The sequence below is a fragment of the Pantoea trifolii genome, from assembly GCF_024506435.1.
GTDB lineage: Bacteria > Pseudomonadota > Gammaproteobacteria > Enterobacterales > Enterobacteriaceae > Pantoea > Pantoea trifolii.
The window spans coordinates 298,790-313,310 of sequence record NZ_JANIET010000001.1 but is presented as its reverse complement, the minus strand read 5'-3'; the positions used below and the strand labels follow the sequence as shown (position 1 = coordinate 313,310).

The following is a 14,521-nucleotide window of genomic DNA, read 5'->3' as shown; positions in this document are numbered from 1 at the left end:
TGCCTCACGCATCCATGCGTGAGGCTCCTGGCCCAACGTAAAAGCCTCAGCGCTGCGGATAGCCCTTTTGCCGCAGCAGACGCGCCAGCGCCTGTGGTAAATGTGCCCCTTTCAACAATTCGCACTGAAGTTTAAGCAGGCCGGGGCCGCTTTTGGGCAGGCAATCCGCAGCGCTGAACGAAGCAAGGAAGCCAGGAGAGCCCGCAGGACGCGGGCGAAAGGCGGAGCCGGGACAGGACGTCCCGTCTCGGCCGGTCCGTCAGGCAGACGAGCGAAGTGAAGGTACCGCGCTAGCGGCGCGAGGACCGCCGGACCAAAAGTGACCCCGGCCTGCGCACTCGCCGCTGGCTTAACTGATAAGCATTAAGCCATTTATGGCGACATTTTTAATTTGTGCATACATATAGAAGGTCGCCATTCATGAATGGCGACCCTACGAGATGCGTTAATCCGCGTCGTAACCCAGGTTCGGCGCCAGCCAGCGCTCGACGTCACTCACGCTCATGCCTTTACGCGCTGCGTAATCTTCTACCTGATCGCGCTGAATCTGCGCCACGGCGAAGTATTTGCTGTCGGGATGGCTGAAGTACCAGCCGGAAACCGCCGCGCCTGGCCACATGGCGAAAGACTCGGTGAGCTTCATGCCGGTGTGTTTTTCCACCTCCAGTAACTGCCAGATCGGTGCTTTCTCAGTGTGCTCCGGACAAGCCGGATAACCCGGCGCAGGACGAATGCCCTGGTAATTCTCGCGAATCAGCTCTTCGTTGCTGAGATTTTCATGGGCAGCAAAGCCCCAAATCACCTTACGCACGCGCTCGTGCAGATACTCGGCAAAGGCTTCGGCCAGACGATCCGACACCGCTTTCACCATGATTTTGTTGTAATCATCGTGCTGCTTGTCGTACGCCTCGGCCAGCGCATCTTCCTCAATCCCGGCGGTAACCGCAAACGCACCGAGATAATCGGCTTTGCCGCTGGATTTCGGTGCCACGAAGTCGGCTAAACAGTAGTTGGCGAAGTCGGTTTTTTCGGTCTGCTGACGCAAGTGATGGCTGACGCACAGCACCTGATTGCGGTTCTCATTGCTGTAGATTTCAATGTCATCGCCGACACGATTAGCCGGGAAAATTCCCACCACACCGCGTGGATTGAGCGTGCCAGTCTCACTCAGCATATCGAGCATGGCGTTGGCGTCGGCAAACAGGCGCTTAGCCTCTTCGCCCACCACTTCATCTTCCAGAATGCGCGGATATTTGCCGGCCAATGACCAGGTCATAAAGAACGGCGTCCAGTCGATGTAATTGCGCAGCGTTTCAATGCTGGCTGCGACCGGGCTCACGCCGAGACGATGCGCCACCGGCGGCGTATAGCTTTCCCAGTCGATGGCGTAATCATTCTCGCGCGCAGTTTGCAGGCTCACCGGCGGGGTGCGCGGTTTTTTACGCCCGTGCTGAATACGCACCGTGTCGTACTCTTTGCGCGTGCGCGCCACGAAATCCTCTTTCAGCGTCTCGGAGAGCAGCGATGACACCACGCCGACGGTGCGCGAGGCGTTCTGCACGTAGACAGTTGGACCGCTGTAGTTCTGTTCGATCTTCACGGCGGTATGCGCTTTAGAGGTGGTCGCGCCACCAATCAACAGCGGGATGGTGAAACCCTGACGCTCCATCTCTTTCGCCACGTTGACCATTTCATCCAGCGACGGCGTGATCAGGCCGGAAAGCCCGATAATATCGGCGTTCTCAGCGATCGCGGTTTTGAGGATTTTGTCGCTCGGCACCATGACGCCGAGATCGATAATTTCGTAGTTGTTACATTGCAGCACCACACCGACGATGTTTTTGCCGATGTCATGCACGTCGCCTTTTACCGTCGCCAGCACGATCTTGCCGTTGCTGCGTCCGGCTTCTTTACTCGCCTCGATATAGGGTTCGAGATACGCCACCGCTTGCTTCATTACGCGCGCCGATTTCACTACCTGCGGCAGGAACATTTTGCCCTCGCCGAACAGATCGCCGACCACGTTCATGCCGGACATCAGCGGCCCTTCGATTACCTGAATCGGACGTTCATAGCCCTGACGCGCCTCTTCAGTATCCAGCTCAATGAATTCGGTGATGCCTTTAACCAGCGAATATTCCAGACGCTTAACCACGTCCCAGCTGCGCCATTCGGCTTGCTGTTTCTCCTGCTCGCCATCGCTTTTGCTGCCGCGATACTTCTCCGCCAGCTCCAACAAGCGCTCGGTGCCGTCGTCACGGCGGTTCAGCACCACGTCTTCCACCGCGTCGCGCAACTTGGCAGGCAGATCGTCATAAATCGCCAGCTGACCGGCGTTGACGATGCCCATGTCCATGCCGTTGCGAATGGCGTAATAGAGGAACACCGCGTGAATGGCTTCGCGCACCGGTTCGTTACCACGGAACGAGAACGACACGTTGGAGACGCCGCCGGAGATCATCGCGTGCGGCAGTTCGCGCTTGATGTCTTCACAAGCGCCGATGAAATCCATCGCGTAGTTATTGTGTTCTTCAATGCCGGTCGCCACGGCAAAAATATTCGGATCGAAAATGATGTCTTCAGGCGGGAAACCGACCTCTTCGGTCAGGATCTTGTAGGCGCGACGACAGATCTCGATTTTGCGTGCACGCGTATCCGCCTGGCCCACTTCATCAAACGCCATCACCACCATCGCGGCGCCATAACGACGTACTTTGCGCGCGTGCTCGATGAAGGGTTCAACGCCCTCTTTCATCGAGATGGAGTTGACGATGCCTTTGCCCTGAATGCACTGCAGGCCTTTCTCGATCACTTCCCATTTCGAGGAGTCGATCATGATCGGCACGCGTGCGATATCGGGTTCGCCCGCGATCAGATTGAGGAAGCGCACCATCGCCGCTTCGGCATCCAGCATGCCTTCATCCATGTTGATATCGATGATTTGCGCGCCGCTCTCCACCTGCTGGCGCGCCACATCCAGCGCTTCGTTGTATTTCTCTTCTTTAATCAGGCGCTTGAACTTGGCTGAGCCGGTTACGTTGGTACGTTCGCCGACGTTGACGAACAGCGAATCAGCCTGAATATTCAGCGGTTCAAGCCCGGCTAAGCGGCAGGCAACCGGAATCTTTGGCAACTGGCGCGGCGCAACGCCGTCTACCGCTGCCGCCATCGCCGCGATGTGTTCTGGCGTGGTGCCGCAGCAGCCGCCGATAATATTGAGGAAACCGGCGCGCGCCCATTCGCCAATTTGCTCGGCCATAATCGCCGCATCGAGATCGTATTCACCAAAGGCGTTGGGCAAGCCGGCGTTCGGGTGCGCGGTGACGTAGCCTTCAGCAATACGCGACAGCTCCGCCACATACTGGCGCAGTTCATCCGGGCCCAGCGCACAGTTGAGGCCGAACGACAGCGGTTCGGCGTGACGCAGCGAGTTATAGAAGCCTTCAGTGGTTTGGCCGGAAAGCGTACGACCGGACGCATCGGTGATGGTGCCGGAGATCATCAGCGGCAGCTTCACGCCCATCGCTTCCATCTCGGCCTGCACCGCGTAGATCGCCGCTTTGGCGTTCAGGGTATCGAACACCGTTTCGATCATGATGAGGTCGGAACCACCAGCAATCAGCGCCTGTGTGGATTCACGGTAGGCTTCCACCAGCTGATTAAAGGTTACGTTTCGATAAGCGGGATCGTTGACGTCCGGCGAGATCGAACAGGTGCGGTTAGTCGGGCCCAATACGCCCGCCACATAGCGCGGACGATGCGGCGTTTTCGCCGTCCATTCATCGGCGCTGGCGCGCGCCAGCTTGGCGGCTTCGAAGTTGATCTCCGCCGACAGCGCTTCCATCGCATAATCGGCCATCGCAATGGTGGTGGCGTTGAAGGTGTTGGTTTCCAGAATATCCGCGCCGGCGGCGAGGTAGGCATCGTGGATTTCGCGGATGACATCCGGTTTGGTCAGCACCAACAGATCGTTGTTGCCCTTCAAATCAGATGGCCAGTCGGCAAAGCGGCTGCCACGGAAATCCTGCTCACTCAGTTTATAACTCTGGATCATGGTGCCCATGCCACCGTCCAGAATCATAATGCGTTGTGCCAGCTGCTGCTGCAGCATTTCTGTTTTGTTGCTCACTCTCGCCCCGTCCACGTCATTGCGTTGGCAAATATGCCAGCCAGACATACTGGCACAACTTGCAGGTGATCAAAAGTCAGCTCAGATGAGACATTTTCAGCTATCAGGCATTACAGGTCTGACCAGAAAGTCAGCGTTTGCATTAATGCAGTTAAAAACGAAAATGGTTTCCAGCATTGATGCGAATTGGAGACGTTATGGCAACCCCCGTGCCCGCGAAACGCGGCAAGAAACCCCGTGCTACAACGACACCCACCAGCGCGCCTGTCGGCGGGCAAGTACAATCTCTGACGCGCGGCCTGCGCCTGCTGGAGCTGATTGCCGAATCCCACGGCAGCGTGGCGCTGACCGAACTGGCGCAACAGGCCGGTTTACCCAACTCCACCACTCATCGCCTGCTCTCCACCATGCAGCAGCAAGGTTTTGTGCATCAGGTGGGCGATTTAGGTTTGTGGACTATTGGTTCGCACGCCTTTGTGGTGGGCAGCAGCTTCCTGCAGAGCCGTAATCTGCTGGCGATTGTCCATCCGCTGCTGCGCAAGCTGATGGAAGATGCCGGTGAGACGGTGAATCTGGCGGTGCTGGATCTCAGCGATTATCAGGCGGTGATTATCGATCAGGTGCAGTGTACGCAGCTGATGCGCATGTCCGCGCCGATTGGTGGCAAGCTGCCGATGCATGCATCCGGCGCCGGTAAAGCGTTTCTGGCGCATCTCAGCGATGAGCAAGTTACCGCGCTGCTGCATCAAAAAGGATTGCACCACTACACGCCAAAAACGCTGATGTCGCCGCACAGCCTGAAGGAAAATCTGGCGCTGATTCGTAAGATGGGCTTTTCACACGATGATGAAGAGCACGCGTTGGGTCTGCGCTGCGTTGCGGCGCCGATTTATGACGAACATGGCGAACCCTTCGCCGCCATCTCGATCTCCGGCCCGATTGCGCGCATGACTGACGACCGCATCACGGAGCTCGGTGCGCTGGTGATCCGCGCCGCCAAACAGGTGACCCAAACCTACTCTGGCCGCTAAGCGGCCACCGAAGCATAGCGCGCGCTGAAACGCTGGCTGGCGCGCCACGCAATCACCTCTTCAATATGCCCTTCGCGGATGCGCGTTTGCAGCGCGCGCCACCAGTTGGGATCAAACAGTTGCGGATGCAGCGCCTGCAGCAGTTTGCCGGTCGACGGTTCGCTGCACAGCGCATAGCGGAAAGTTTCCGGGAACACATCATCCGGCCCGACGCTGTACCACGGCTCGGCCTGCAGCTCATCTTCCTCATAGCGCGCCTGCGGTACATCGCGGAACACCAGCTCGGTCATCGGGCGGATTTCGTCGTAATCGTAAAACACCACGCGGCCGTGACGCGTCATGCCAAAGTTTTTGTACAGCATGTCGCCGGGGAAAATGTTCGCCGCCGCCAGCTGACGAATCGCATCACCGTATTCGCCAATCGCGTGCTGGCGCTGTTCCGGCGAAGCCTGGGCCAGCCACAGATTGAGCGGCTCCATGCGACGTTCCAGCCACAAATGGCGGATGATCACCACGTCGTCGCGCACCTCGATTTTTTCCGGGATATCGCGCTCAAACTCCGCCATCAGTTCAGCCGGAATACGCGCGCGCGGTAACGCAAAGTGCTCAAACTCCTGCGTATCCGCCATGCGGCCCACGCGATCGTGCTCTTTGACCATGCGATAGCAGTCGCGCACCTGCGCATCGGTGACCTCTTTTTGCGGGGCGAAGCGGTCTTTGATCACCTTAAATACCCGATCAAAACCCGGCAGCGTGAACACCATCATTACCATGCCGCGAATGCCGGGTGCGACGGTGAAATCTTCCTGACTGTGCGCCAGATAGTGCAGGTATTCACGGTAGCATTCGGTTTTACCGTGCTTCTGACAGCCAATCGCCATGTAGCGTTCAGCCACGGTTTTTCCCGGCAGAATCGGTTGCAGCCACGCCACCAGCGCGGCCGGCACCGGCGCGTAGACCATGAAATAGGCGCGGGCGAAGCCAAACACAATGCTGGCATCATCGCTATCGGTGAGACAGGTGTCGATCCACAATCGTCCTGCATCATCGCGCTGAATCGGCAGCAAACAGGGCACCATGCCATCGCTCAGCTGCAGGCGCGCCACGATCCATGCGGTTTTGTTGCGGTAAAACAGCTCGCTGGCGACATCCAGCGTTGCCGTCGCCAGTTGCGCGGCACCAAACTGCTCGTGCAGATGGCGCACAATCCAGCCGATATCGCGCGTTTGATCCTGCCACGTTAAGCGCAGCGGAATGTCATTCAGCACCTGACGCAATGTTTCCTGCCAATTGTGTTGCGGGCGATAAAGACGCGACAACGGGCGCTGGGCAACCGGCGCAGGCGCATACGGCTGTGACGGCAAGATAAACAGGCGTTCGGGCGACAGATGACTGTGGCCCTGCAACCGACAATAGACCGAGTTGAAGAAGCTTTCGGCGATTTCATGGCGCGGATAGCCGGGCAGCAAGGTTTCATAATGGCTTTTCACCCGCAGCCAGAACGCGTCGTCCCAATCCGACGTGTCATTGAGAATGCGCAGCTGGTTGGTGACGAGGCCAACGTGGTGATCGTAAAGGTGGATACGCGCTTTCATGGCCTGCTGCACCGCGTGCCAGTCAGCCTGCTCGAAGCGCTGTTGTGCGCCGGCGGTGATATCCAGAAAGCGGCCATACTGCGCGTCAAAACCTTGCAGGATGGTGTGGGCGATCAGCGATTCTCTCGGTGTCATCGGCAACGCTCCGGGGAAATGGTCGCCATGAATGGCGACCCTACGACGGCTTTAGAATTGCGCGGCTTCGGTGGAACCGGTCAACGCGGTCACTGAGGATTGTCCGCCCTGAATGATATTGGTGACGCGATCAAAATAGCCGGTGCCGACTTCCTGCTGATGCGACGAGAAGGTGTAGCCCTTATCGCGCGCCGCAAACTCTGGCTGCTGCACTTTTTCCACGTAATGACGCATGCCTTCGCCCTGCGCATAAGCGTGCGCCAGGTCGAACATGTTGAACCACATGCTGTGAATTCCGGCCAGCGTAATGAACTGGAAGCGATAGCCCATTTCGCTCAACGCCTGCTGGAAACGCGCGATGGTGCGATCGTCGAGGTTCTTCTTCCAGTTGAATGATGGCGAACAGTTGTAGGCCAGCAGTTTGCCGGGATACTGCGCGTGAATCGCGTCGGCAAAACGCTGCGCCATCTCCAGATCCGGCGTTGAGGTTTCGCACCACAACACATCGGCATAAGGCGCATACGCCAGCCCGCGGCTGATTGCCTGTTCAATCCCGGCATGGGTGCGGAAGAAGCCTTCCGAAGTACGCTCGCCGGTGATAAACGCCGCGTCGCGCGGGTCGCAGTCTGAGGTGATCAGATCGGCGGCATCCGCATCGGTGCGCGCTAGCAATACCGTCGGGACGTTCATTACGTCTGCGGCCAGACGCGCCGCCACCAGTTTCTGAATCGCTTCCTGCGTCGGGACTAAGACCTTGCCGCCCATGTGGCCGCACTTCTTCACCGCCGCCAGTTGGTCTTCAAAATGCACCGCGCCCGCACCGGCCTGAATCATCGATTTCATCAGCTCGAACGCATTGAGTACGCCGCCAAAGCCCGCTTCCGCATCGGCGACAATTGGCAGGAAGTAATCAATAAAATCATTGTCTTCTGGCGATACGCCGCTGGCCCACTGAATCTGATCGGCACGCTGGAAGCTCTGGTTAATCCGCTCTACCACATTCGGCACTGAATTCACCGGATACAGCGATTGGTCGGGATACATCTGCCCGGCCAGGTTGGCATCCGCCGCCACTTGCCAGCCGGAAAGGTAAATCGCTTCTATACCGGCTTTCGCCTGCTGCACCGCTTGTCCGCCGGTCAATGCGCCAAGGCTGTTGATGTAGCCTTTGCTCGATTCGCCATTCAGCAGCGACCAGAGTTTAGTGGCACCGCGCTCCGCCAGCGTACAGGCGGGATTGACCGAACCGCGCAAGTTGACCACATCCTCCGCACTGTACGGACGAGTGATTCCCTGCCAGCGCGCATCATTCCAGCTCGATTCCAGTTGTTTGATCTGTTGCGTACGATTCATCGTCATATCTCCAGGTTCAAGGCAGCAGGCGGTAGCCCGGCAGAGTGAGGAAGGAAACCAGTTCGTCATCGGTGGTGATTTGCGCCATCAGCGCGGCGGCATCGTCGAAGCGTCCATTTTGAAAACGTTCTGCGCCAACGGTTTGCTGCAAGGCAGCCAGCTCTTCCGCCAGCAGCCGTTCAAACAGCGCCACCGTGACCGGCTGGCCATCGCTGAGAATTTGTTTGTGATGAATCCATTGCCAGATGGAGGTACGAGCGATTTCAGCGGTGGCGGCATCTTCCATCAATCCGTCAATCGGTACGCAGCCGTTGCCGCTGATCCAGGCTTCCAGATATTGCAGCGCCACGCGGATGTTGGCGCGCATGCCCGCTTCGGTACGCTTACCGCGACACGGAGCCAGCAGACGCTCGGCGGTGATTGGTGCATCCTGCTCACGCGTAATGTGCAATTGATTCGGTTGATCGCCCAATCGGCGGTCAAACTCCTCCATCGCGATATCTGCCAGGCCGGGATGCGCCACCCAGGTTCCGTCGTGACCGTTGCCCGCTTCGCGCGCTTTATCTTCCTGCACCTTCTGCGTCACCCATAAATTGCGCTCCGCGTCTTTGCTCGGAATCAGCGCCGACATACCGCCCATTGCCAGCGCACCACGGCGATGACAGGTTCTGATCAGCAGGCGTGAATAGGCATCAAGGAACGGTTGATCCATGCTGATTTGCTGGCGATCCGGCAGGATACGATCGGGATGCTGGCCCAGCGTTTTGATGTAGCTGAAGATGTAATCCCAACGGCCACAGTTCAAGCCCACCACGTGATCGCGCAGTTCCCACAGGATCTCATCCATTTGGAACACCGCCGGCAGCGTTTCGATCAACACCGTGGCTTTGATGGTGCCGCGCGGCAGATCGAAGCGATCTTCACTGAAGCGGAAGATCTCACGCCACCACGCCACTTCAGCGGCATGCTCGGTTTTCGGCAGATAGAACCATGGCGCGTGGCCCTTTTCCAGCAGCGCTTCAACGTTGTGGAAAAAGTAGAGCGCAAAGTCGAACAATCCGCCGGGAATAGACCGATCGCGCCACTCCACATGCTTTTCATTCAGATGCAGACCGCGCACCCGACACATCAGCAGCGCCGGATTGGCGCGCAGCTGGTAGATCTTGCCGGTTTCACTGGTGAAGTTCAGCGTGCCATTGACCGCATCGCGCAAGGTTAATTGTCCATCAACCAGCTTCTGCCAGGTTGGCGCCAATGAATCTTCAAAATCGGCCATGAAGACGTTGACGTTCGCATTGAGTGCGTTGATCACCATTTTGCGATCCGGCGGCCCGGTGATCTCCACGCGGCGATCTTGTAACAGTTGCGGAATAGGACGAACCTGCCACGCATTTTCACGAATGGAAGTGGTTTCCGAATCAAATCCCGGTAACTTACCTTGATCGTAACGCTTCTGGCGTTGCTGGCGTGCCTTCAGCAGGCGTTCGCGCTCTGGTGCGAAACGCACTACTAATGCGTGTACAAAGTCGATCGCTTCTGGGGTAAGCAACTGCTTTTCCGCGTGGGTAAAGGGCTGGCTGAAGGTTAGCGTATTGCTGATAACCGAGTCTGTCATGCGGGCTGCCTCCTGGGTTGATCCATCGTTTAACGATCGGATCCGGATGTAGGGTGTTTTATAACCTGCAAGATCAGAGCATAATGATTTTTATTTTATTTTCAAAAACTATTTCCATTTTCATATTTATAGTGATTTATCAGATTGATATTTATGCAATTTAATCTCTCGAATTAAAGGCAATTACTTCCACCTCTGAACAGAAGGCAAAAAAAAGCCGCGATAGCTTTCGGCTAGCGCGGCAGGATCAAACAAAGTGTTGCGATTTATTCGAGCGTTGGGTTCATTCGACGCAGATCGAACGGCGTGATCTGATAAACGTAGTAGTTCAGCCAGTTGGAAAACAGCAGATTGCCGTGGCTACGCCAGGTGGCGCGCGGCGGCAATTCTGGATTGTCGTGTGGGAAATAGTTGAACGGCACGTCCGGCTGTAGGCCCGCATCGTAATCGCGATGATATTCACCTGAAAGCGTCAAAGCGTCGTACTCAGGGTGGCCGGTGACAAACGCCAGGCGCTTGTCTTTGCTCGCCATTAGATACGCGCCGGTTGATTCCGATTCGGCAAACAACTCAAGATCGGTGTAATCGCGGATCAGCTGGCTGGGGAAATCGGCATAGCGTGAATGCGGGGCCAGGAAATTGTCGTCAAAGCCACGCGTCAGTAAAGCGTGTGGATGCAGGATTTGGTGCTCATAAACACCGGACAATTTGTTCTGCCGCGTCTGCTTAGGAATGCCATAAAGAATGTTGAGTGCTGCCTGAACCGCCCAACAGACAAAGAGCGTGGAGGTGACGTGCTCATTCGCCCAGTGCAGCACGCGCTGGATCTGTGGCCAATACGCGACATCATTGAAATCGACCAATCCCAGCGGCGCGCCGGTCACAATCAGTCCATCGAAATTATCGTTTTGGATGTCTTCAAAGTTGCAGTAGAAGTTGTTCAGATGCTCTGTCGGCGTATTGCGCGACTCGCGGCTATCAATGCGCAGCAGCTGCACATCAATCTGCAACGGTGAGTTTGAGAGCAGGCGCAGGAACTGGTTTTCTGTCTCAATCTTCTTTGGCATCAGGTTAAGAATCAGCACTTTTAGCGGACGGATCTCCTGAACACTGGCGCGCGACGACGTCATGACAAAGACATTTTCATCACGCAAAAAATTCACTGCCGGTAATTCGTCGGGAATCCTGATTGGCATAACCTGCTCACCTCTTACTGATAACCGTATAAACGTTTAGACATCCAGATGCCCGACATTAGCGTGTTATGTCGAGAATGTCGAGTCTTCATGCGGTTTATGAAAATGTTTCAGCTTTAGGTGGGATTTGGGAAAGTCGTTAGGGAGATGAGTATGTCATGTGGCGAATTTTAGCTTCAGGATGGTACTAAATCTGAAGTGTTTTTCTAAATTTCAGACGTAAAAAAGCCCCGAACTTTCGTTCGGGGCTTCTTCACTTAATTGATGCCTGGCAGTTCCCTACTCTCGCATGGGGAGACCCCACACTACCATCGGCGCTACGGCGTTTCACTTCTGAGTTCGGCATGGGGTCAGGTGGGACCACCGCGCTAAAGCCGCCAGGCAAATTCTTTGTGCAAAAACGAATAACATCCGCTTCCGCTAAATCTTTAATCCGTAAAACAAGCTGAAAATCTTCGGTCTCTCAGACCAAAACGCCTCTGGCGTTGTAAGGTTAAGCCTCACGGGTCATTAGTACCGGTTAGCTCAACGCATCGCTGCGCTTACACATCCGGCCTATCAACGTCGTAGTCTTCAACGTCCCTTCAGGACTCTCAAGGAGTCAGGGAGAACTCATCTCGGGGCAAGTTTCGTGCTTAGATGCTTTCAGCACTTATCTTTTCCGCACTTAGCTACCGGGCAGTGCCATTGGCATGACAACCCGAACACCAGTGGTGCGTTCACTCCGGTCCTCTCGTACTAGGAGCAACCCCCCTCAATTCTCCAGCGCCCACGGCAGATAGGGACCGAACTGTCTCACGACGTTCTAAACCCAGCTCGCGTACCACTTTAAACGGCGAACAGCCGTACCCTTGGGACCTACTTCAGCCCCAGGATGTGATGAGCCGACATCGAGGTGCCAAACACCGCCGTCGATATGAACTCTTGGGCGGTATCAGCCTGTTATCCCCGGAGTACCTTTTATCCGTTGAGCGATGGCCCTTCCATTCAGAACCACCGGATCACTATGACCTGCTTTCGCACCTGCTCGAGCCGTCACTCTCGCAGTCAAGCTGGCTTATGCCATTGCACTAACCTCCTGATGTCCGACCAGGATTAGCCAACCTTCGTGCTCCTCCGTTACTCTTTGGGAGGAGACCGCCCCAGTCAAACTACCCACCAGACACTGTCCGCAGCCCGGATTACGGGCCTACGTTAGAACATCAAACATTAAAGGGTGGTATTTCAAGGTTGGCTCCACGCAGACTGGCGTCCACGCTTCAAAGCCTCCCACCTATCCTACACATCAAGGCTCAATGTTCAGTGTCAAGCTATAGTAAAGGTTCACGGGGTCTTTCCGTCTTGCCGCGGGTACACTGCATCTTCACAGCGATTTCAATTTCACTGAGTCTCGGGTGGAGACAGCCTGGCCATCATTACGCCATTCGTGCAGGTCGGAACTTACCCGACAAGGAATTTCGCTACCTTAGGACCGTTATAGTTACGGCCGCCGTTTACCGGGGCTTCGATCAAGAGCTTCTCCTTGCGGATAACCCCATCAATTAACCTTCCGGCACCGGGCAGGCGTCACACCGTATACGTCCACTTTCGTGTTTGCACAGTGCTGTGTTTTTAATAAACAGTTGCAGCCAGCTGGTATCTTCGACTGGCTTCAGCTCCGGGAGCAAGTCCCTTCACCTACGCGCCAGCGTGCCTTCTCCCGAAGTTACGGCACCATTTTGCCTAGTTCCTTCACCCGAGTTCTCTCAAGCGCCTTGGTATTCTCTACCTGACCACCTGTGTCGGTTTGGGGTACGATTTCGTGTTACCTGGAGCTTAGAGGCTTTTCCTGGAAGCAGGGCATCAGTTACTTCACCACCGTGGTGGCTCGTCGTCACGCCTCAGCCTTAAGATATCCCGGATTTACCAAAGATATCAGCCTACACGCTTAAACCGGGACAACCGTCGCCCGGATAACCTAGCCTTCTCCGTCCCCCCTTCGCAGTAACACCAAGTGCAGGAATATTAACCTGCTTCCCATCGACTACGCTTTTCAGCCTCGCCTTAGGGGTCGACTCACCCTGCTCCGATTAACGTTGAACAGGAACCCTTGGTCTTCCGGCGAGCGGGCTTTTCACCCGCTTTATCGTTACTTATGTCAGCATTCGCACTTCTGATACCTCCAGCATGCCTCACAGCACACCTTCAACGGCTTACAGAACGCTCCCCTACCCAACAACACATAGTGTCGCTGCCGCAGCTTCGGTGCATGGTTTAGCCCCGTTACATCTTCCGCGCAGGCCGACTCGACCAGTGAGCTATTACGCTTTCTTTAAATGATGGCTGCTTCTAAGCCAACATCCTGGCTGTCTGTGCCTTCCCACATCGTTTCCCACTTAACCATGACTTTGGGACCTTAGCTGGCGGTCTGGGTTGTTTCCCTCTTCACGACGGACGTTAGCACCCGCCGTGTGTCTCCCGTGATAACATTCTTCGGTATTCGCAGTTTGCATCGGGTTGGTAAGCCGGGATGGCCCCCTAGCCGAAACAGTGCTCTACCCCCGAAGATGAGTTCACGAGGCGCTACCTAAATAGCTTTCGGGGAGAACCAGCTATCTCCCGGTTTGATTGGCCTTTCACCCCCAGCCACAAGTCATCCGCTAATTTTTCAACATTAGTCGGTTCGGTCCTCCAGTTAGTGTTACCCAACCTTCAACCTGCCCATGGCTAGATCACCGGGTTTCGGGTCTATACCCTGCAACTTAACGCCCAGTTAAGACTCGGTTTCCCTGCGGCTCCCCTATACGGTTAACCTTGCTACAGAATATAAGTCGCTGACCCATTATACAAAAGGTACGCAGTCACCCCATTAAAGAGGCTCCCACTGCTTGTACGTACACGGTTTCAGGTTCTGTTTCACTCCCCTCGCCGGGGTTCTTTTCGCCTTTCCCTCACGGTACTGGTTCACTATCGGTCAGTCAGGAGTATTTAGCCTTGGAGGATGGTCCCCCCATATTCAGACAGGATACCACGTGTCCCGCCCTACTCTTCGAACTCACAGTATGTGCACTTTCGTGTACGGGGCTATCACCCGGTATCGCGCGACTTTCCAGACGCTTCCACTAACGCACAAACTGATTCAGGTTCTGGGCTGTTCCCCGTTCGCTCGCCGCTACTGGGGGAATCTCGGTTGATTTCTTTTCCTCTGGGTACTTAGATGTTTCAGTTCCCCAGGTTCGCCTCGCAACACTATGTATTCATGTTGCGATGATGCACTGAGTGCACCGGGTTTCCCCATTCGGACATCGTCGGCTGTAGCGGTTCATATCACCTTACCGACGCTTTACGCAGATTAGCACGTCCTTCATCGCCTCTGACTGCCAGGGCATCCACCGTGTACGCTTAGTCGCTTAACCTCACAACCCACAGGCGTTTTGCAACGCTGCGGACTGTAAGCATTTGAGAGACTCGAACATGTTGTTATTCAT

The 14,521-nt window shown here is 55.8% G+C and carries 6 protein-coding genes and 2 rRNA genes; 1 reads left to right on the top strand and 7 read right to left on the bottom strand.

What is annotated here, in order from left to right:
* Positions 1–445: 445 nt before the first annotated feature.
* Positions 446–4,129: a methionine synthase gene (metH, locus tag NQH49_RS01375; protein WP_256698107.1), complete on the bottom strand. Its 3,684-nt coding sequence runs from the start codon at positions 4,127–4,129 to the stop codon at positions 446–448.
* 197 nt (positions 4,130–4,326) lie between these two features.
* On the opposite strand from metH, the gene iclR reads away from it, so the two are divergent.
* Positions 4,327–5,160, top strand: coding sequence for a glyoxylate bypass operon transcriptional repressor IclR (gene iclR, locus NQH49_RS01370; protein ID WP_256698106.1), 834 nt, complete (start codon positions 4,327–4,329; stop codon positions 5,158–5,160).
* Here iclR and aceK read toward each other — a convergent pair.
* The 6 genes from aceK to NQH49_RS01340 all read right to left on the bottom strand — a co-directional run bounded on the left by aceK (position 5,157) and on the right by NQH49_RS01340 (position 14,449).
* The gene (gene aceK, locus NQH49_RS01365) at positions 5,157–6,890 is read right to left on the bottom strand and encodes a bifunctional isocitrate dehydrogenase kinase/phosphatase (RefSeq protein WP_256698105.1); all 1,734 of its coding nucleotides are present in this window, start codon (positions 6,888–6,890) and stop codon (positions 5,157–5,159) included. The two genes, iclR and aceK, sit on opposite strands and share 4 nt — an antisense overlap.
* Positions 6,891–6,941: 51 nt before the next feature.
* Complete coding sequence (aceA, locus tag NQH49_RS01360; protein WP_256698103.1) at positions 6,942–8,243, bottom strand: isocitrate lyase; 1,302 nt, start codon at positions 8,241–8,243, stop codon at positions 6,942–6,944.
* A gap of 16 nt (positions 8,244–8,259) precedes the next feature.
* Positions 8,260–9,858 (bottom strand): malate synthase A, encoded by a 1,599-nt coding sequence (aceB, locus tag NQH49_RS01355; protein WP_256698102.1) that lies wholly within the window; start codon positions 9,856–9,858, stop codon positions 8,260–8,262.
* A 266-nt stretch (positions 9,859–10,124) separates the two neighbouring features.
* Complete coding sequence (gene metA, locus NQH49_RS01350; RefSeq protein ID WP_101763126.1) at positions 10,125–11,054, bottom strand: homoserine O-acetyltransferase MetA; 930 nt, start codon at positions 11,052–11,054, stop codon at positions 10,125–10,127.
* Between the two features lie 266 nt (positions 11,055–11,320).
* Positions 11,321–11,436 (bottom strand): 5S ribosomal RNA (rrf, locus tag NQH49_RS01345).
* A 107-nt stretch (positions 11,437–11,543) separates the two neighbouring features.
* A 23S ribosomal RNA gene (locus tag NQH49_RS01340) occupies positions 11,544–14,449 on the bottom strand.
* Positions 14,450–14,521 lie beyond the last annotated feature (72 nt).

What these genes read in the sequence shown, in the direction of transcription:
- iclR (WP_256698106.1), top strand. Translation starts at nt 4,327, where the DNA reads ATGGCAACCCCCGTGCCCGCGAAACGCGGCAAGAAACCCCGTGCTACA.
- aceK (WP_256698105.1), bottom strand. Translation starts at nt 6,890, where the DNA reads ATGACACCGAGAGAATCGCTGATCGCCCACACCATCCTGCAAGGTTTT.
- aceA (WP_256698103.1), bottom strand. Translation starts at nt 8,243, where the DNA reads ATGAATCGTACGCAACAGATCAAACAACTGGAATCGAGCTGGAATGAT.
- aceB (WP_256698102.1), bottom strand. Translation starts at nt 9,858, where the DNA reads ATGACAGACTCGGTTATCAGCAATACGCTAACCTTCAGCCAGCCCTTT.
- metA (WP_101763126.1), bottom strand. Translation starts at nt 11,054, where the DNA reads ATGCCAATCAGGATTCCCGACGAATTACCGGCAGTGAATTTTTTGCGT.